An 18,945-nucleotide genomic window follows, 5' to 3' on the forward strand; every position below is an offset into this window, starting at 1 on the left:
GTAATACATATGTCCACAACATTTACAGAGGCAAATTACGAGAATTCAATAATAGAATTATTTGAAAATATGGGATATCAGCATGTATATGGACCGAATATAGAGAGAGATTTTTATAGTCCGTTATATAATGATGTGCTTATCGAACATATTCACAGCTTAAATCCTTCTCTTCCGGAGAAGGCTGTTTCTGATGCAATGTACAAATTGCAGAATTATGAAGCAGGAGATATTGTGCAGAAAAACGAAGTGTTTATGGATTACTTACAACATGGAATACCGGTAAGGTATACTGCTGGCGGGGAGCAGTGTTCTTCTCTTGCATATATTGTAGATTATAAAAATATAGATAATAATTCTTTTATTATAGCCAATCAGTGGACATTTGTTGAAAATAGCAATAAGAGACCAGATATCATTTTATTTGTCAATGGGCTGCCGCTTGTTCTTGTTGAATTGAAATCACCTTCACGAGAGGAAACGGATGCATCAGAGGGATATACTCAGATACGGAATTATATACATGAGATTCCTTCGATGTTTATTTATAATTGCATTTGTGTCATTAGTGACCACTTAACATCTAAAGCAGGTACAATTACTTCAGATGAAGACCGTTTTATGGAGTGGAAGACGAAGGACGGTAATTATGAAAATACACAACATGCGCAGTTTGATACATTTTTTGAAGGAATGTTTGACAAAACAAGACTGCTTGATATTATCAAAAATTTTATCTGTTTTTCGAATGAGGGATTGGAAAAGTATAAGATACTTGCAGGGTATCATCAGTATTTTGCAGTAAAAAAAGCTGTAGAAATGGCAAAGAAAGCGGTAAATACGGATGGTAAAGGCGGCGTTTTTTGGCATACACAAGGTTCAGGAAAATCATTGTCTATGGTATTTTATGCGCATTTGCTGCAAGAGGCATTGGATAGTCCGACAATCGTTGTAATTACAGATAGAAATGATTTAGATGACCAGTTATTTGGACAATTTACAAAATGTAGTTCGTTTTTAAGGCAAGTACCGGTTCATGCTACTTGTAGAAAATTAGGTGTGAATGCATCTAAAGAAGATATAGGACTGAAAGACTGGCTGAATGGGAGAAAAGCAAACGGAATTATATTTACTACTATGCAAAAATTTGAAGAATCAGATGAGCCATTGTCTGAAAGACACAATATTATTGTAATGGCAGATGAGGCGCATCGTGGACAATATGGTTTGAAAGAAAAAGTTAAGATAGTAGAAAATAAAGACGGTGATAAAGAGGCTAAGATAGTTACCGGAACTGCCCGGATTATTAGAAACTGCCTTCCTAATGCTACATATGTAGGTTTTACAGGGACACCTATATCTATGAAAGACAGAAGTACAAGAGAAGTTTTTGGCGATTATATTGATATTTATGATATGACACAGGCAGTCGAAGACGGTGCAACAAGACCTGTTTACTATGAAAGCAGAGTTATCAAATTGAAACTTGATGAAGCAACGCTTAAATTAATTGATGCAGAATATGATTTAATGGCTGAAAATGCAGATGCCGAGGTTATAGAAAAGAGTAAGAAGCAACTAGGTCAAATGGAGGCAATACTTGGAAATGATAAGACAATTAATTCATTGGTAGAGGATATTTTAGACCATTATGAGAACAATAGAGAAAATCTTCTTACGGGTAAGGCAATGATAGTTGCTTATTCTAGAACTATTGCAATGAAAATATATAAGAAAATATTAGAACTTAGACCAACATGGACAGAAAAAGTCGGAGTAATTATGACGGATAGCAATAAAGACCCGGAAGAGTGGAAAGCAATTATTGGCAACAAACGTTATAGAGAAGAAATGGCTAAAAAGTTTAAAGATAATAAAAGTCCGTTTAAGATTGCGATTGTAGTAGATATGTGGTTGACAGGTTTTGATGTTCCGTCATTGGCAACAATGTATGTATACAAGCCGATGAAAGGATATAATCTTATGCAGGCGATTGCAAGAGTTAATCGTGTTTTTAAAGATAAAGAAGGTGGATTGGTTGTTGATTATGTAGGTATTGCTTCTGCATTAAAAGATGCAATGAATGATTATACTTCAAGAGATAAGAAAAATTATGGAGATACGGATGTTGCAAAGGCGGCATATCCAAAATTTATAGAAAAGCTATCAATTTGTCAGGATTTTTTCCATGGATATAATTATTCTAAATTTATGACAGGTACGGATTTGGAACGCTCTAAAGTAATTAGTGGCGGTGTTAATTTTATTGTCGACATTCATAAACAAGAGGATAAGACAGAATTTTTAAAAGAAGCATTGCTTTTAAGACAGGCATTATCGCTTTGTTCTTCAATGGTTGAAGAATCATTACGAGTGGAAGCAGCTTTTTTTGAATCTGTAAGAGTGCTTGTAATGCGGCTTATGAATCAAGGAAATGGTAAGAAGATATCCCTTCCGGAAATGAATGCCAGAATTAACGAATTACTCAAAGCAAGTATTAAAAGTGAAGGCGTGATTAATTTGTTTTCGGATGTTTCACAGAACTTTTCATTATTTGATACTAAGTTCCTTGAAGAAATATCTAAAATGAAGGAGAAAAATCTTGCAGTAGAATTGCTGAAAAAATTAATTGCAGAGCAGGTTCAGATATATAGAAGAACAAATGTTGTTAAATCGGAAAAATTTAGCGTGATTATACAAGAGACAATGAATCGTTATCTTAATGGTATGTTGACAAATGAACAGGTAATAGAAGAACTTCTAAACCTTGCAAAGCAAATTGCAGCAGCGCAAAAAGAGGGCGATAAACTTGGATTAACAGCAGATGAACTGGCTTTTTATGATGCACTTACAAAACCACAGGCAATTAAAGATTTTTATGAAAATGAAGAATTGATTGCAATAACTAAAGAACTTGCTGATACTTTACGTAAAAATCGTACTATTGATTGGCAAAAGAGAGATTCAGCACGAGCGAGAATGAGAATGATGATTAAAAAACTTCTAAAAAAACATAAATATCCACCGGAAGGAATGGATGATGCCGTGCAGACTGTTATGACACAGTGTGAGTTGTGGACAGATAATAATGACTTGGAGAAGGATGAGAGCAATGTTGTAAGTTATAGTAATTATTCAGTGTCATATGAGAATATGACAGATGAAAATATATTAGCAGCAGAATCACAAACCAGGTATGGCAAAAATAATTCTTGAAAGATAGTGGTTAATAATGAGAGAATTAGATGAAACAGCATTTACAGAAAGAGAATTAAAGATATTTAAAGAAATACAAGAATATGCAAAGAAATATCAGATGAAAAAGGTTGTATTATTTGGTTCAAGGGCAAGAAGAACGAATCGTGAAAAGAGTGATATAGATTTAGCGGTATATGGCTGTTCTGATGTTACAGAGTTTTATTTTGATATTGAGGAGGAGGTCAATACATTATTAATGTTTGATGTTATTGACATGGACAGGAAAAATATATCGAAAGATTTGTTGCAGGAAATAGAAAGGGACGGGGTTATTATTTATGAAGAAGTTTGAAACTATAGAAAGGACAGTTTTATGGGGAAAGAATTACAAATAAGAAATAGTACAGTTGATTTTCTTGTATTTACCCGTGATGCAGGAGAAGACGGAATAGAAGTCAGAGTACAGAATCATGATGTATGGCTGACACAAAAAGCTATATCGCAGCTTTTTGATGTAGACAGAAGTGTTGTTACGAAGCATTTAAAGAATGTTTTTGAAGAAAAAGAATTGGATGAAAATTCAGTTTGTGCAAAATTTGCACAAACTGCTGACGATGGAAAAACATACCAATACAAGTTTTATTCTTTGGCAGCTATTATTGCAGTTGGATATCGTATTAATTCTGAGCGGGCTGTTCAGTTTAGAACATGGGCAACAAAGGTACTTGAAACATTTACAAAGCAGGGATATGTGCTGGATAAAAGCAGATTGATTAACGGACAGATTTTTGATGAGGATTACTTTGAACATCTTATTGCTGAAATTCAGGAAATCAGGGCAAGTGAAAGAAGATTTTATCAGAAAATTACAGATATTTATGCAACAGCGGTTGATTATGATAAAAACTCGCAGGTGACTAGAGAATTTTATGCAACAGTACAAAATAAAATGCATTATGCTGTTCATGGCAATACGGCGGCAGAGGTGATAGTTGCCAGGGCAAACCACAATAAAGAACATATGGGACTTACATCATGGAAAAATGCGCCAGACGGAAAAATCGTGAAGACGGACGTAACGGCTGCCAAAAACTATTTGCAAAAAGAAGAACTTGCAGAATTAAATGAGATTGTAACAATGTATCTTGATTATGCAACCAGACAGGCAAGAAGACATATTCCGATGACAATGGAAGATTGGAAGACAAAACTGGATGCGTTTTTAAGATTTAATGATGCAGAAGTATTGCAGGATAAAGGAAAAATAACTGCCGCGATAGCAAAAGAGTTTGCAGAAAGTGAATTTGAAAAATACAGAGTAATACAAGATTCTCTTTATGAAAGCGATTTTGATAAATTGATGAAAAATATGGAAAGTTAGATAAAACAAAAATAGAATTGAGGAAAGGTAACCCTATGACCACCACCCACTACATTCCAGACACCACCCCACCCATATCCTACACAATCATCCACTCCGCCCGCAGGACACTGGGGCTTGAGGTGCGGAACGGGAAGGTGACGGTGCGTGTGCCGGACCGACTGCCGGAGCGGGAAGCCGAGCGTTTCGTGGCAAAGCACACAGACTGGATTATAAAAAAGCTGTCCGAAGATAAGCAGCGACAGCAGCAAAAGTCGGCTTACCGGATTCCGGCACCACAGGAACTCACACAAAACCAGATAGAACAGATGAAGCTGGAATTTGATACAAAGACAAAAAAATATGCAGGGCAGATGGGCGTTACCTATGGAAGAATCACAATCCGCAACCAGCAGACACGATGGGGAAGCTGTAGCAGTAAGGGAAATTTGAATTTTAATTACAGGCTTTTTTTTCTGCCGGAGGAACTTCGGGATTATGTCATTGTGCATGAACTGGCGCATAGGCGGCAGATGAATCATTCTAAGTTATTCTGGGCAGAGGTGGAAAAGGTTCTGCCGGATTATAAAGTGCGCAGGCAGGCTTTAAAGCGGATTGTAATCTGAGCAATAGAAAACAAATAATTTTATTTTTTCCCCGATTTGCTTGCATTTTTTTAAACTTCATATTATGATAGAAAGCAATGAGATAAATGCGAGGAAAAAGAGGAGTAGACAGGCTTCTGCCGCAAGAGAGAACCATTCACGGGCTGGAAGGTGGTTTCGGATCAGAACTGTTGAAGGTAGCTTTGGAGCAGCACAGCTGAACACAGACGGCACAAGCGGCATGGTCTGGAAAGTAGGTAGTGACGTATCCTGCGTTAAAGGAGAATGAGGATTATGCGTTTCTTCTATATAATAGTAGGTGTTATATCAGAAACAGCCGCATGATTGAACAAAGGTGGTACCGCGTTATATACGCCCTTTGCAGCAACGAAAGACGCTGTAAAGGGCGTTTTTTGTAAAAAGTTACAAAGAAAGGATTTTAACCCATGAGCAAAGAATTAGAGAAAAATTACAATCCTTCCGAAATTGAGGAAAGACTGTATCAGAAATGGCTGGATAAGAAGTATTTCCATGCTGAAGTAAACCGTGACAAGAAACCATTTACAATTGTTATGCCGCCTCCAAACATTACAGGTAAGTTGCATATGGGACATGCACTCGATAACACGATGCAGGATATCCTCATTCGTTTTAAGAGAATGCAGGGATATGAAGCACTCTGGGTTCCGGGAACAGACCATGCAAGTATTTCTACAGAAGTAAAGGTTACCAATGCCTTAAAAGATGAAGGAATTGATAAGCATGAACTTGGCAGAGAGGGCTTCTTAAAAAGAACATGGGAATGGAAAAAAGAATACGGCGGTACGATTACAAGCCAGTTAAGAAAAATCGGTTCTTCCTGCGACTGGGACAGAGAACGTTTTACCATGGACGAGGGCTGTTCAAAGGCAGTACAGGAAGTATTTATCAAATTATACGAAAAAGGACTCATTTACAAGGGTTCCCGTATTGTCAACTGGTGTCCGGTATGTAATACTTCCATTTCCGATGCAGAAGTAGAACATGAGGAACAGGCAGGACATTTCTGGCACATCAATTATCCGGTAGTTGGCGAAGAAGGCAGATTTGTTGAAATCGCAACGACCAGACCGGAAACACTGCTCGGCGACAGTGCGCTGGCTGTAAATCCAAACGATGACCGTTACAAGGATTTAGTCGGCAAAATGGTTGAACTGCCTTTAACAGACAGACAGATTCCGATTATTGCAGATGAATATGTTGATATGGAATTTGGTACAGGTGTCGTAAAGATTACACCGGCACATGACCCGAACGACTTTGAAGTCGGTAAGCGCCACAACCTTCCGGAGATTAACATTTTAAATGATGATGCAACCATTAATAATCTCGGCGGCAAGTACGCAGGCATGGACAGATATGAAGCCAGAAAAGCCATGGTGGCAGACCTGGACGCACAGGGCTTACTGGTTCGTGTAGAAGACCATGTACACAATGTAGGTACACACGACAGATGTAAGACAACGGTTGAACCGATGATTAAACAGCAGTGGTTCGTTAAAATGGACGAGCTGATTAAGCCTGCCGTAGAGGGCGTAAAGAACGGCGACATCGAATTAATGCCGGCTTCTATGGACAAGACTTATTTTAACTGGACAGACAATATCAGGGACTGGTGTATTTCAAGACAGCTCTGGTGGGGACACAGAATCCCGGCATATTATTGCAAGGACTGCGGCGAGATGACAGTTTCAAGAGAAGCAGTATGCTCCTGCCCGAAGTGCGGCAGTAAAAATGTAGAGCAGGACCCGGATACACTGGATACATGGTTCTCATCTGCATTGTGGCCGTTCTCAACACTGGGCTGGCCGGATAAGACACCGGAGCTGGAATATTTCTATCCGACAGATGTACTTGTAACCGGTTACGATATTATTTTCTTCTGGGTAATCCGTATGATTTTCTCAGGCTATGAACATATGGGTGAAAAGCCGTTTGGCAAGGTATTATTCCACGGTCTTGTAAGAGATTCACAGGGCAGAAAGATGAGTAAGTCTTTAGGAAACGGTATTGACCCGCTGGAAGTTATTGATAAGTACGGTGCAGATGCACTCCGTTACACACTGATTACAGGAAATGCACCGGGTAACGATATGCGTTTCTACTGGGAAAGAGTTGAAGCGAGCCGTAACTTTGCAAATAAAGTATGGAATGCTTCCCGTTTCATTATGATGAATGACCCGGATAATAAAGTAAAGGCAACCGATGCACAGCCGGAGAATTTAACGGCGGCAGATAAGTGGATTCTTTCTAAAATGAACAATTTAATTCAGGAAGTAACAGATAATATGGAGAAATACGAACTCGGTATTGCTGTTGCAAAGTTAAATGATTTTATCTGGGAAGAATTCTGCGACTGGTATATCGAAATGGTAAAACCACGTCTGTACAATGACGAAGATACCACAAAGAAAGCGGCTATCTGGACATTAAAGAAGGTACTGATTGATGCATTAAAGCTGCTTCATCCATATATGCCGTTTATTACGGAAGAAATTTTCTGCAATATTCAGGACGAAGAAGAATCTATTATGATTTCTGCATGGCCGGTATATTCAGAAGCATTTAATTTTGCGGAAGATGAAAATGCAATCGAAACCATTAAGCAGGCAGTACGTAATATCAGAAATGTCCGTGCGGAAATGAATGTTGCACCGAGCCGTAAGGCAAAGGTATTTGTTGTATCCGAAGATGCGAAGATTCGTGATATTTTTGAAAACGGTAAAGTCTTCTTTGCAACACTCGGTTATGCCAGTGAAGTGGTTATTCAGCAGGATAAGAGCGGAATCCCGGATGATGCCGTATCAACGGTTATCCCGGATGCAGTTATCTACATTCCGTTTGCAGAGCTTGTAGACATCGACAAAGAGATTGAACGTTTACAGAAGGAAGAAAAGAAGTTAAACGGTGAAATCGCAAGATGTAACGGTATGTTAAACAATGAGAAGTTTACATCCAAAGCACCACAGGCAAAGATTGACGAAGAAAAAGCAAAGCTTGAAAAGTATACACAGATGCTTGCACAGGTACAGGAACGTTTAAAGACACTTGTCAAATAAGCATACGGCTGATATACTAAAAATAGTTACTGAAAGTATAAGCAAACGCCGTGCAAACGGCAGAAAAGAGGTTGTTATGTCAGCAAAAAAGATGCATGCAATTCCATATGCACAGTTTTCAACAGAAATGCGCAGCGGTAAGATTATTAAAATCGATGACGGATTTACAAAGCTGTTAGGCTACACAGAAGACGATGTAAAGAATGGTCTGGTATTTAAGCAGTTTGTACCGGATTTAGAATACAGTGAAATTATTGCAGAATTAAGAGAGCAGTTTATTGAGAAAAAATATGCCTGCTATCGTCATGAGGTTGTATCAAAGACCGGAGAAATCCGCATGATTGTTGCATTTTTCACAATTCAGAACAAGCTGTTAAACGGTCACCGCGTACTGGAAGTCAGTGTTGCGGATATTACGGATTACACACATTTTCCTGAAACAAAATAAAAAATAACAGGCTGCACGGAAATTTTTAAAAGTTTCCGTGCGGCATTTTTCACACATCAAGCTTTGCTTGATGTTGGATAATTGGTTTTTGAGGAAAATGATTGTAGGAATGGAGATAAGATTATGGAATTTCAGTTTTCTAAAAGAGCGGAAAGCTTTCAGCCCAATATTTTTAACATTTTAAATGAAAAAAGACAGGCGCTCATAGAAAGTGGAAAAAAGATATACAATATGTCTGTAGGAACACCGGACTTTCCGCCGGCACAGCATGTATTGGACGTAGTCAGTGAAGCGGCAAAAAATCCGGAGGAATACAAGTATTCGCTGGGAGATACCGGGGAGCTGTTATCGGCTGTAGAGGGCTGGTATCAGAACCGCTACGGTGTTACCTTGCAGGATGATGAGATTTTATCACTGGCAGGCTCGCAGGAGGGCTTTGCCCATGTCGCACTGACACTGTGCGACCCCGGTGATGTGGTTTTAGTGCCGAATCCCGGCTATCCGGTATTTGAAGCGGGTCCTTTTTTAAACGATGCGAAGATTGCGTATTATGAGTTAGATAAGACAAACCATTACGCACCGGCATTGGATAAGATTCCGGAGGAACTTGCAAAAAAAGCAAAGATGATGGTGGTTTCTTATCCGCTCAATCCGACCTGCACCTGCATTGAAAAGGCAGATTACGAAAAGATTATTGCATTTGCAAAGAAGTATAATATTGCAATTATTCATGATAATGCGTATTCAGAGATTGAATATGACGGCAGAACGGGATTTTCATTCCTTTCCGTGCCGGGAGCTAAAGAGGTCGGCATTGAATTTAATTCGCTGTCAAAGACCTATAATCTGACGGGAATCCGCATTTCCTTTGCATTGGGAAATAAAGAGCTGATTCAGAAGTTTAAGACAGTCCGTTCACAGTTTGACTACGGAACGAGCTTTATTGTGCAGAAGGCGGCTGTTGCTGCACTGACAGGTCCACAGGACGGAGTAAGAAAGCAGTGTGCGGCTTATGAAGAGCGCAGGGATGCGCTGTGCGGCGGTTTAAACGGCATCGGCTGGCAGGTTCCGTATTCAGAAGGTACGATGTTTGTATGGGCGCCGCTTCCAAAGGGATATACCTCATCAGAAAAGTTCTGCATGGATTTACTGGAAAATACAGGGGTGCTTTGCACGCCGGGCAGTGCATTCGGAAGCGAGGGCGAAGGTCATGTGCGTTTTGCGTTGGTACTTCCGCCGGAAGAAATTAAAAAGGCTGTAGAAGCAGTAGGAGCGTGGTTATGAAAGATACCGTATATTTTATTGTGATATCGTTAATCATGGTTGTGATGGCATATTTTGTGGCATTTGGCTGTGAGAGGCTGATTGAAAAGAAAACTCATGTCAAATTTTCATCGGAAAAGACGAAGGTCAACAAGCTGGTGATTATGGCAATGCTTTCTGCGGTGGCAGTGGTATTGATGTATTTTGATTTCCCGCTGGTATTTTTAGCGCCGGGATTTTATAAGCTGGATTTCAGTGAAGTTCCGGTTTTAATCGGTTCATTTTTATTAGGACCGTGTGCGGGTGTCATTATTGAAGCCGTCAAAGTGTTACTGCATATGTGTCTGAAAGGAACGACCACGGCATTTGTCGGGGATTTTGCAAATTTCATCTTAGGCTGTGCGTATGTTGTACCGGCGGCAGTGATTTATCATTTACATAAAACGAAAAAAATGGCGGTTGTATCACTGATAGCAGGCGGTGTTATTTTAATTATCAGCGGAACACTGTTAAATGCCTTTTATCTGCTGCCGAAATATTCGCAGTTATACGGTATGCCGGTTTCGGCGTTTATTGAAATGGGCAGTAAGATTAACGGTTCAATCCACAATCTTTTTTCGTTTGTCGCACTGGCAGTTGCACCGTTTAATTTGATAAAATCAGTGATTGACGGCGTAGTGACATTTGTTTTGTACAAATATTTAAGCAGACATTTAAAGGAAACGGTATAAATTTTCAAAAAGATGTCCATACTGTAGAAGAAATCTTTTAACGTGTGGAGGTTCTTATGAAAAAATGTAAACTGGCACTGGTCGGGTTACTGCTTGTACTGAGTATGGGCGTACTTGTGGCGTGCGGAAATGAAAAAAATGAAGAAACCGGGAGTAATACTGATTCAGGAAACAACCATGAGTCAACCGGTGTGATTGAAGAAATTGTAACTGATGCGGCAACCGGTGTGAAGGATGCGGTTACGGAAGCCGGTACAATTTTAGAAGATGCCGGACGCGGTGTGGAGGATTTGTTTAGCGGAAATGCCGAGGAGCAGATGACCGATTCCACACTGGAACAGACAATGCCAAGATAGGCAGTATTATAGACGAGTTGTAAAAGACATGAGTTTTTCGTAAAGCTCATGTCTTTTGCCGTTGGGAACATGGCACTTATCATTGTGATTTTAGTGTCAGAACAGTTTTGGTGCTGGACAGGCGGTGCGGATTTGTAGACATCAGGGCATGAGATATGATATACTGTGAGCATGTCGTGCGCCGTACCGGAGAAAATCGGAAGGAAGTGCTGTGCGGCATGAACAGACAGCGAATATAGGATTGCAGAAATGAGGAAGGTGCTTTATGAAGCATGGATATGTAAGAGCAGCGGCGCTGACACCGGTTATCCGGGTGGCGGACTGCGAATATAATACACAGCAGGTATTAGAAGGCATGAAGGAGGCATTTGCAAAAAAGGCGAAGGTTGCCGTATTTCCGGAAATGTGTCTGACGGGATATACCTGCAATGATTTATTTTTACAGGAAGTATTGATAAACGGTGCATTAGAGGGCTTGGAAAAACTGGTTGCATCATCGAAAGAAATGCCGGGCATGGTCAATGTAGTCGGACTTCCGTTTACTTATGCGGGAAAACTCTACAATGTGGCGGCAGTTTTCTGTGGCGGAAAATTATTGGGGCTTGTGCCGAAGAAATTCCTGCCAAACTACGGTGAATTTTATGAAAGAAGACAGTTTACACCGGGCTTTGAAACGTGTGTAACGGTTGAAATATCGGGACAGCGTGTTCCGTTTGGCATGAATCAGTTATTTGTATGCAAAAATATGAAGAATTTTGTAATTGCGGCAGAAATCTGTGAGGATTTATGGACACCGAATCCGCCGGTAACGGCACATGCCATGCATGGCGCAACGGTGCTTGTAAACTGTTCTGCCAGCAATGAAACGATTGGCAAGGCATCCTACCGCAGGGAACTGGTAAAGGGCGAGTCGGCAAGACTGGTGAGTGCCTACATTTATTCGAGTGCAGGCGAGGGCGAATCCACGCAGGATATTGTCTTTAGCGGACACAACCTGATAGCGGAAAACGGCACACTGCTTTCAGAGGCAGAGAAATTTGCCAATCAGAATGTGTATGCCGATATTGATTTGGAAAGAATTGCATTTGAAAGAAGAAGAATGTCTACATTTACGGTGGATACAGACTGTTCCGGCTATACGGTGACGGAATTTGAAACGGTCGTGGAGGATTTGGATTTAATCCGGTGTTTTGACAAAGCGCCGTTTGTGCCGTCAGATATAGCGGAACGTAACAGCCGATGTGAGGAAATTTTAGATATTCAGACATACGGACTGAAAAAACGTCTGGAGCATACAAAATGCAAGAGTGCCGTTATCGGTATTTCCGGCGGACTGGATTCCACACTGGCACTGCTTGTAACCGTACGTGCATTTGATTTGCTGGGGCTGGACAGAAGCGGTATTACGTGCGTGACAATGCCGTGCTTCGGTACAACAGACAGAACGTATGGCAATGCAGTGACATTGACGAAAAGACTGTCCTGTACACTTCGTGAAATTAATATCAAAGCGGCGGTACATCAGCATTTTGCGGATATCGGACACGATGAGAGCCTGCACAATGTAACCTATGAAAACGGACAGGCAAGAGAGCGTACACAGATTTTAATGGACATTGCAAACCAGACAAACGGCATGGTTATCGGAACCGGCGATATGTCCGAGCTGGCACTCGGCTGGGCAACATATAACGGCGACCATATGTCGATGTACGGTGTCAATGTTTCAATTCCAAAGACACTTGTGCGTCATTTGGTACGGTATTATGCGGATAACTGTAAGGATAAGGAATTGTCTGATACATTGCTTGATATTTTAGACACACCGGTCAGTCCGGAACTGCTTCCGCCGCAGGAAGATGGAACGATTGCGCAGAAGACCGAAGATTTAGTCGGTCCGTATGAATTACATGACTTTTATCTGTATCATATGCTGCGTTTCGGGGTACAGCCTAAGAAGCTGTTCCGTATTGCAAAGATTGCATTTGACGGTGAATATGCGCCGGAGGTAATTTATAAGTGGCTTCGGACATTTGTATGGCGCTTTTTTGCACAGCAGTTTAAACGCTCGTGTCTGCCGGACGGTCCAAAGGTGGGCAGTGTCGCCGTTTCGCCGAGAGGTGATTTGCGTATGCCAAGTGATGCGGCGGTGCAGTTATGGATAAAGCAGTTAGATGATATCCGGGAAGAATATCATTTTTAATTTACTATGAAAAGAGCGGCAGAAGACCGCATGAATGGAGGACATGAAAAATGGCAAAGAACAACCGGCCACAAAACCAGCAGGAACAAAAAGTAGTGACCAAGTATGACAAGAAAGTACAGAAACGAAAAGAAGCACAGCGCAAGGCAGAGCGGGATAAAAAAATAGCCGTATTTGCCTGCATTGCGGCGGCAGCGGCAATTATCGTGATAGCAGTGTGTGTTGCGGTATCCAATTATACAAAGGTGCATAAGAAATTTATCGAAGTCGATAACACACCGGTCAGCCAGATTGAATTTGACTTTTACTACGGCGTGGCAAAATCAGATTTGTTAAATTCTTCTTTATACGGCACAATGACATACGCATCTTATTTCACATCTTATATGGGATATGATACAGGTAAATCCGATGCAAGCCAGAAATACGCTTCATCAGATAACACATGGTATGACTATTTTGCCAATACGGCAGTTACGAAAATCAAGGAATTTAAGGCGTTAAACAAGGCAGCGGACGATGCCGGTTTTACATATAATACGCTGGAAGATGATTATAACAGTTTTATTGAAAATATTGCATCCGAAGCAGACAGCAACAGTATCAGTGTAGGGGAAGCCTATAAGGAGCTGTTTGGCAGTCATGCAACAGAAAGCAGTATTAAGCCGTATGTAGAGAAATATTTAAAAGCGGCGGCTTATCAGAAAGAATTACAGACAACACTGGCGGCAACCGATGATGAAGTAGCGGCTTATTATGCCGAAAATAAGGATAACTACGATACGGTAGATTACCGCTCATTTACAATTACGGCAGAAACAGCCGGTGATACGGCAAGTCTGGCGGCGGCAAAGACGAAAGCAGATGCCATGGCGGCGGCTGTAACAGATGAAGCTTCCTTTGCACAGGCATGTACCCAGTATGCCGCAACCGATGAAGATAAGGAAAAATATGCAGACGAAACAGCTTCTTTAAGCAAGAGTGCAAAAAAATCTTCCGTAACCAATTCATCGCTTGCAGACTGGTTATTTACACAGGACAGAAAAGCCGGTGAAGTAACGGTCATTGAAGATACAGACAATTCAGCTTACATTGTGGCATATTTTATCAGCCGCAGTTATGATGAAAGCAACAATACAACGATTGCAAACCAGCTTCTTTCGCAGAAGTATAACGAGCTGATTACCGGTTACACAGACAATATGAGTGTAAACAATATCAAAAACAGAATTAAAATGCTTTCAGAATAAGAAAGGATTATGGCAAAGTGAAACTGGATTTGGGAAATTATCGGTGTGCAATTTTTGATTTGGACGGAACACTGCTTGATTCTACGTGGGTGTGGGAAAAGATTGATATTGATTTTCTTGCAAAACGTGGAATCGCCGTTCCGGCAGATTATATGCAGGAAATCCGTAACCACAATTTTATTACTGGTTCAAAATATGTCATTGAACGCTTTCATCTGAATGAAAATGCAGAGGATATTGCAGCAGAGTGGCATGAAATGGCACAGGAGCAGTACGATAATGTGATTACGTTAAAACCGGGAGCCGGTGCATTTTTAAGAAAATTAAAGGCACAGGGCATGAAATTGACGGTGGCAACCTCGTCTACGCATACGCTGTTTGAAAAATGCTTAAAACGCAACGGCATCTATGATTTGTTTGACAGCTTTACGGAAACGCATGAGGTAGAGCGTGGCAAGGGATATCCCGATGTCTATGAACTGGCAGCTTTACGCTGTCAGACGGATACGGCACACTGTATCGTGTTTGAAGACATTTTAAAGGCAGTGCAGGGCGCAAAAAAAGGCGGATTTTATACGGTTGCCGTGTATGATGCGGCATCCGCGCAGGAGCAGGAAGAAATTAAAAAATTGTGTGACAGATATATTTATGGATATGAAGAATTGGAGTAGAAATGCAGAAGAAGTATTTATTATTTGACTTAGACGGAACACTGACCGATTCTAAGCTTGGCATTACTAGATGTGTGCAGTATGCACTGAAATCACTGGGCATTGACGAACCGGATTTAGACAAGCTGGAGTGTTATATCGGACCGCCGTTAATCGACAGCTTTCAGCGTTATCACGGTTTAAGCTTAGAGCAGGCGCAAATCGGTGTGGCTAAGTACAGAGAGCGTTTCCGTGACACGGGAATTTTTGAAAACGAAGTGATTGCGGGAATCCCGGAAGTTTTAGAGGAATTAAAGAAGCGCGGCTATGTCATGGCGCTGGCAACATCTAAGCCGGAAGAATTTGCACTGCGTATTACAAAGCATTTCCATCTGGCACAGTATTTTGAGGTTGAAGTGGGCAGTGGCATGAACGGAGAACTTAAGTACAAGGCAGATGTCATTGCGGAAGTGTTAAGACGCATTGCACAAAAGCACCCGGAGCAGGACATGGCAGAAATTGAAGCCGATTCGGTAATGATTGGCGACCGCGTGCATGATATTGAAGGTGCAAAGAAGTGTAAGATTGAGTCGGTCGGTGTGCGTTTTGGATTTGCAAAGCCGGGCGAACTTGAAGAAGCAGGCGCAGATGAAATTGTGGCAACGCCGGAGGAACTGCTGGAGGTGTTTGGGTAAAGCCTTGAAAATAGACATTTATTTTTAAAATGTGCATATAATAGTATATACATTATTGAAAATTTTTATATGTAGATAATTACAAAAGCATAATTTCTATGTTATGATTACATTGTAAAAGACAGTAATAAAAATTACTGGTTTTGAAATTATTGAAACAGAAGCAGCATAACAGGACAGCAATCAACCTACGATTGCTGTCCTGTTTTTGCGTGATACGGAGAAAATATAAAAAACAGAAATTACTGCTTGACAAATGGATATATTCGAGGTACTATTAATTCACAGTAATCCTACTAAACATATATGATATAAGAAAAGAGAGGAAATTGATATGGGTAAAATAACAGAAAGCGCATTAGAATTAGTTGGAAAAACACCGTTATTAAGAGCGTCAAGATATGCAAAAAACGTTGGAGCAGAGCAGGCAGATGTTTTAGTAAAGCTGGAATATCTGAATCCGGCAGGTTCCGTAAAGGACCGTATCGCACTGGCAATGATTGAAGATGCAGAAAAGAACGGTATTTTAAAGCCGGGTGCAACAATCATTGAACCGACATCAGGTAATACCGGTATCGGTCTTGCGGCTGTTGCGGCAGCAAAGGGTTATAAGGCAATCCTTACACTGCCAGAAACTATGAGTGTAGAAAGAAGAAACCTGTTAAAGGCTTATGGTGCCGAACTTGTGCTGACAGAAGGCGCAAAGGGCATGAAGGGCGCTATCGCAAAGGCAGAAGAATTAAGAGATTCCATTCCGGGTGCTGTTATTTTAGGACAGTTTGTCAATAAGGCAAATCCGGCGGCTCATAAGGCAACAACAGGACCGGAAATCTGGGAACAGACAGACGGCAAGGTTGACATTTTTGTAGCAGGTGTCGGTACAGGCGGAACAATCACAGGTGTCGGCGAATACTTAAAATCACAGAATCCTGATGTAAAGATTGTTGCTGTAGAACCGGCATCCAGCCCGGTACTTTCAACAGGTACAGCAGGTCCTCACAAGATTCAGGGAATCGGCGCAGGCTTTGTTCCGGAAGTGTTAAACACAGATGTATATGATGAAATCATCACAATCGAAAACGAAGATGCGTTTGATGAGGGCAGAAGATTTGCAGTCAGCGAAGGTATTCTTGTCGGTATTTCATCAGGTGCAGCTTTAAAGGCGGCTTCTATTTTAGCCGCAAGACCGGAAAATAAGGGCAAGACAATCGTTGCATTATTACCGGATTCAGGTGACAGATATTTATCAACACAGTTATTTAACCGCTAAGGAGCCGCAGGAAAACTCATGGAAAACAGAATTGAAAAAATAAAGAAAATGCAAAAGGAAAAAGATGTTGTCATTCTGGTCCATTATTATGTGGACGGTGCCGTACAGGAAATTGCGGATTATGTAGGAGATTCGTTTTATTTAAGTAAGGTTGCCACACAGGTTACACAGCAGAATATTTTGTTCTGCGGTGTATCCTTCATGGGCGAAAGTGCCAAAATCTTAAATCCGGAAAAGAACGTGGTAATGGCAGATGCCCACGCAGACTGCCCAATGGCACATATGGTTACGGTAGAACAGATAGAACAGGTCAGAAAAGAAAATCCTGACGTTGCCGTAGTCTGTTATGTCAATTCAACCGCAGAAATTAAGGCAGTGTCCGATGTCTGTGTGACATCATCCAATGCCGTGAAGGTTGTAAAAAATCTTCCGGAGCAGAATATCTTTTTTGTGCCGGATAACAATTTAGGCAGATATGTGGCAAAACAGCTGCCGGAAAAGCATTTTATCTTCCATGACGGTTTTTGTCATGTACATAAGAGTATTCATGCAGAAAATGTAAAGGCGGCAAAGGAAGCGCATCCGGAAGCACTGGTGCTTACGCACCCGGAATGTACGGAAGATGTTATCGAACTTTCGGATTTTGTAGGCAGTACATCAGAAATTATTGATTACGCGACAAAGAGTGATGCTGACCGTTTTATTATCTGCACGGAAATGGGTGTGTTCTTTGAGTTACAGCAGAAGAACCCTGAAAAGAAATTTTATTCAGTCGGACACAGACAGTTCTGTCCGAATATGAAGAAAGTGACATTAGAGCGTGTCGAAGAAGCACTTGAAAAAATGCAGCCATACGTTGAAGTTCCGCAGGATGTATTGGAGGCAGCCGCAAAGCCGTTAAAGAGAATGTTGGAGCTGGCGGCAAAGTAAATAAGTGGCAAAGCAGCCTGTATGCGCCTGCCGGGGGAAATATCCGGTGGGTGTATGCGGGCTGTTTTTTACGCTTTGGCAAGGGTGGGGGTTAGAATCGTTTTTTACGGTGGGGAAAATGCGGGTGATTTTTGTGGGGAGTTCTGTTATAATGAGTGTAAAAAGTAAATTATGATGCAAAAGGAGCCAGCTATGTCAAACACAACCAAACGTGCATTGGAAAATTCACTCAAGCAGATGCTTTTAAAGAAGCCGCTGGATAAAATAACAATCAGCGATTTGACGGACGACTGCGGAATCAGCCGCATGGCATTTTATTATCATTTTAAGGACATTTATGATTTGGTAGAATGGTCCTGCATGGAAGATGCAACGAGGGCATTGCAGGGGAAAAAGACGTATGACACATGGCATGAAGGATTAAAACAGATATTTGAAGCGGTTCTTGAAAATAAGCCGTTTATCATGAACGCATATCATGCATTGAGCCGGGAACAGATTGAAAATTATCTGTTTATGCTGACACACAATCTGCTTATGGGTGTCGTGGAGGAAAAATCCAAAGGACTTGACATTACCGAAGGAGAAAAAAGTTTCATTGCTGATTTTTACAAATATGGGTTTGTCGGTGTCATGCTTGACTGGATTGGCAAGGGAATGAAAGAGGATTACACAGAGATTACAGACAGAATGAGCGCCACGCTGGACGGCAGTATTACTAATTCGATTCATAATTTTGCAAATAAAAACCTTACAACTTTCCGCATTTGATAAAAATTTAATCAAATTTACGATTTTGTAAATTGAAAAAGATTTGCCGATTCTTTATGATAAAACCATCAGGAACGTTCATAATAAATTTTAGAGAATTCAGAAAGGTGGCAGTCA

Annotated in this window: 16 protein-coding genes and 1 other annotated feature; all 16 genes read left to right on the forward strand. The window is 40.9% G+C overall.

The features are described 5' to 3' along the window. The first annotated feature begins 9 nt into the window (after positions 1–9). The 16 genes from WMO37_RS01790 to WMO37_RS01865 all read left to right on the forward strand — a co-directional run bounded on the left by WMO37_RS01790 (position 10) and on the right by WMO37_RS01865 (position 18,828). Positions 10–3,216 carry a type I restriction endonuclease subunit R gene (locus tag WMO37_RS01790; RefSeq protein WP_349154176.1) on the forward strand — a complete coding sequence of 1,069 codons (3,207 nt, stop codon included), beginning with the start codon at positions 10–12 and terminating at the stop codon, positions 3,214–3,216. A 16-nt stretch (positions 3,217–3,232) separates the two neighbouring features. Next, positions 3,233–3,550: a nucleotidyltransferase family protein gene (locus WMO37_RS01795; RefSeq protein WP_349154177.1), complete on the forward strand. Its 318-nt coding sequence runs from the start codon at positions 3,233–3,235 to the stop codon at positions 3,548–3,550. Between the two features lie 21 nt (positions 3,551–3,571). Further along, positions 3,572–4,579: a virulence RhuM family protein gene (locus WMO37_RS01800; protein WP_349154178.1), complete on the forward strand. Its 1,008-nt coding sequence runs from the start codon at positions 3,572–3,574 to the stop codon at positions 4,577–4,579. A 35-nt stretch (positions 4,580–4,614) separates the two neighbouring features. After that, positions 4,615–5,184, forward strand: coding sequence for a M48 family metallopeptidase (locus WMO37_RS01805; RefSeq protein WP_349154179.1), 570 nt, complete (start codon positions 4,615–4,617; stop codon positions 5,182–5,184). Positions 5,185–5,266: 82 nt separating this feature from the next. Beyond that, positions 5,267–5,546: a binding site (T-box leader), on the forward strand. A 63-nt stretch (positions 5,547–5,609) separates the two neighbouring features. Next, a complete protein-coding gene (locus tag WMO37_RS01810; protein WP_349154180.1) occupies positions 5,610–8,261 on the forward strand; it encodes a valine--tRNA ligase in 2,652 nt (883 codons plus the stop codon). Positions 8,262–8,337: 76 nt separating this feature from the next. After that, on the forward strand, positions 8,338–8,709 hold the full coding sequence (locus WMO37_RS01815) for a PAS domain-containing protein (protein ID WP_022433274.1): 372 nt from the start codon (positions 8,338–8,340) through the stop codon (positions 8,707–8,709). A gap of 123 nt (positions 8,710–8,832) precedes the next feature. Then, positions 8,833–9,993, forward strand: a complete 1,161-nt coding sequence (locus WMO37_RS01820; protein ID WP_022433275.1) for a pyridoxal phosphate-dependent aminotransferase — start codon at positions 8,833–8,835, stop codon at positions 9,991–9,993. Continuing rightward, the gene (locus WMO37_RS01825) at positions 9,990–10,703 is read left to right on the forward strand and encodes an ECF transporter S component (RefSeq protein ID WP_349154181.1); all 714 of its coding nucleotides are present in this window, start codon (positions 9,990–9,992) and stop codon (positions 10,701–10,703) included. Before WMO37_RS01820 ends, WMO37_RS01825 begins: the two co-directional genes overlap by 4 nt. 56 nt (positions 10,704–10,759) lie before the next feature. Continuing rightward, positions 10,760–11,059, forward strand: a complete 300-nt coding sequence (locus WMO37_RS01830; protein ID WP_022433277.1) for a hypothetical protein — start codon at positions 10,760–10,762, stop codon at positions 11,057–11,059. A 265-nt stretch (positions 11,060–11,324) separates the two neighbouring features. Then, complete coding sequence (locus WMO37_RS01835; protein WP_349154182.1) at positions 11,325–13,262, forward strand: NAD(+) synthase; 1,938 nt, start codon at positions 11,325–11,327, stop codon at positions 13,260–13,262. A gap of 50 nt (positions 13,263–13,312) precedes the next feature. Beyond that, positions 13,313–14,512: a peptidyl-prolyl cis-trans isomerase gene (locus tag WMO37_RS01840; protein ID WP_349154183.1), complete on the forward strand. Its 1,200-nt coding sequence runs from the start codon at positions 13,313–13,315 to the stop codon at positions 14,510–14,512. A 17-nt stretch (positions 14,513–14,529) separates the two neighbouring features. Next, a complete protein-coding gene (locus WMO37_RS01845) occupies positions 14,530–15,183 on the forward strand; it encodes an HAD family hydrolase (protein WP_227089638.1) in 654 nt (217 codons plus the stop codon). Positions 15,184–15,185: 2 nt separating this feature from the next. Then, positions 15,186–15,857: an HAD hydrolase-like protein gene (locus tag WMO37_RS01850; RefSeq protein ID WP_349154184.1), complete on the forward strand. Its 672-nt coding sequence runs from the start codon at positions 15,186–15,188 to the stop codon at positions 15,855–15,857. A 334-nt stretch (positions 15,858–16,191) separates the two neighbouring features. After that, positions 16,192–17,127, forward strand: a complete 936-nt coding sequence (cysK, locus tag WMO37_RS01855) for a cysteine synthase A (RefSeq protein ID WP_227089639.1) — start codon at positions 16,192–16,194, stop codon at positions 17,125–17,127. 18 nt (positions 17,128–17,145) lie between these two features. Continuing rightward, positions 17,146–18,057: a quinolinate synthase NadA gene (gene nadA / locus WMO37_RS01860; protein WP_349154185.1), complete on the forward strand. Its 912-nt coding sequence runs from the start codon at positions 17,146–17,148 to the stop codon at positions 18,055–18,057. Between the two features lie 192 nt (positions 18,058–18,249). After that, positions 18,250–18,828: a TetR/AcrR family transcriptional regulator gene (locus WMO37_RS01865; RefSeq protein ID WP_227089641.1), complete on the forward strand. Its 579-nt coding sequence runs from the start codon at positions 18,250–18,252 to the stop codon at positions 18,826–18,828. The last annotated feature ends 117 nt before the right edge of the window (positions 18,829–18,945 follow it).

It is taken from the genome of Lachnospira intestinalis (assembly GCF_040095895.1).
Classification (GTDB): Bacteria; Bacillota; Clostridia; order Lachnospirales; family Lachnospiraceae; genus Lachnospira; species Lachnospira intestinalis.

What these genes read in the sequence shown, in the direction of transcription:
- WMO37_RS01790 (WP_349154176.1), top strand. Translation starts at nt 10, where the DNA reads ATGTCCACAACATTTACAGAGGCAAATTACGAGAATTCAATAATAGAA.
- WMO37_RS01795 (WP_349154177.1), top strand. Translation starts at nt 3,233, where the DNA reads ATGAGAGAATTAGATGAAACAGCATTTACAGAAAGAGAATTAAAGATA.
- WMO37_RS01800 (WP_349154178.1), top strand. Translation starts at nt 3,572, where the DNA reads ATGGGGAAAGAATTACAAATAAGAAATAGTACAGTTGATTTTCTTGTA.
- WMO37_RS01805 (WP_349154179.1), top strand. Translation starts at nt 4,615, where the DNA reads ATGACCACCACCCACTACATTCCAGACACCACCCCACCCATATCCTAC.
- WMO37_RS01810 (WP_349154180.1), top strand. Translation starts at nt 5,610, where the DNA reads ATGAGCAAAGAATTAGAGAAAAATTACAATCCTTCCGAAATTGAGGAA.
- WMO37_RS01815 (WP_022433274.1), top strand. Translation starts at nt 8,338, where the DNA reads ATGTCAGCAAAAAAGATGCATGCAATTCCATATGCACAGTTTTCAACA.
- WMO37_RS01820 (WP_022433275.1), top strand. Translation starts at nt 8,833, where the DNA reads ATGGAATTTCAGTTTTCTAAAAGAGCGGAAAGCTTTCAGCCCAATATT.
- WMO37_RS01825 (WP_349154181.1), top strand. Translation starts at nt 9,990, where the DNA reads ATGAAAGATACCGTATATTTTATTGTGATATCGTTAATCATGGTTGTG.
- WMO37_RS01830 (WP_022433277.1), top strand. Translation starts at nt 10,760, where the DNA reads ATGAAAAAATGTAAACTGGCACTGGTCGGGTTACTGCTTGTACTGAGT.
- WMO37_RS01835 (WP_349154182.1), top strand. Translation starts at nt 11,325, where the DNA reads ATGAAGCATGGATATGTAAGAGCAGCGGCGCTGACACCGGTTATCCGG.
- WMO37_RS01840 (WP_349154183.1), top strand. Translation starts at nt 13,313, where the DNA reads ATGGCAAAGAACAACCGGCCACAAAACCAGCAGGAACAAAAAGTAGTG.
- WMO37_RS01850 (WP_349154184.1), top strand. Translation starts at nt 15,186, where the DNA reads ATGCAGAAGAAGTATTTATTATTTGACTTAGACGGAACACTGACCGAT.
- cysK (WP_227089639.1), top strand. Translation starts at nt 16,192, where the DNA reads ATGGGTAAAATAACAGAAAGCGCATTAGAATTAGTTGGAAAAACACCG.
- nadA (WP_349154185.1), top strand. Translation starts at nt 17,146, where the DNA reads ATGGAAAACAGAATTGAAAAAATAAAGAAAATGCAAAAGGAAAAAGAT.
- WMO37_RS01865 (WP_227089641.1), top strand. Translation starts at nt 18,250, where the DNA reads ATGTCAAACACAACCAAACGTGCATTGGAAAATTCACTCAAGCAGATG.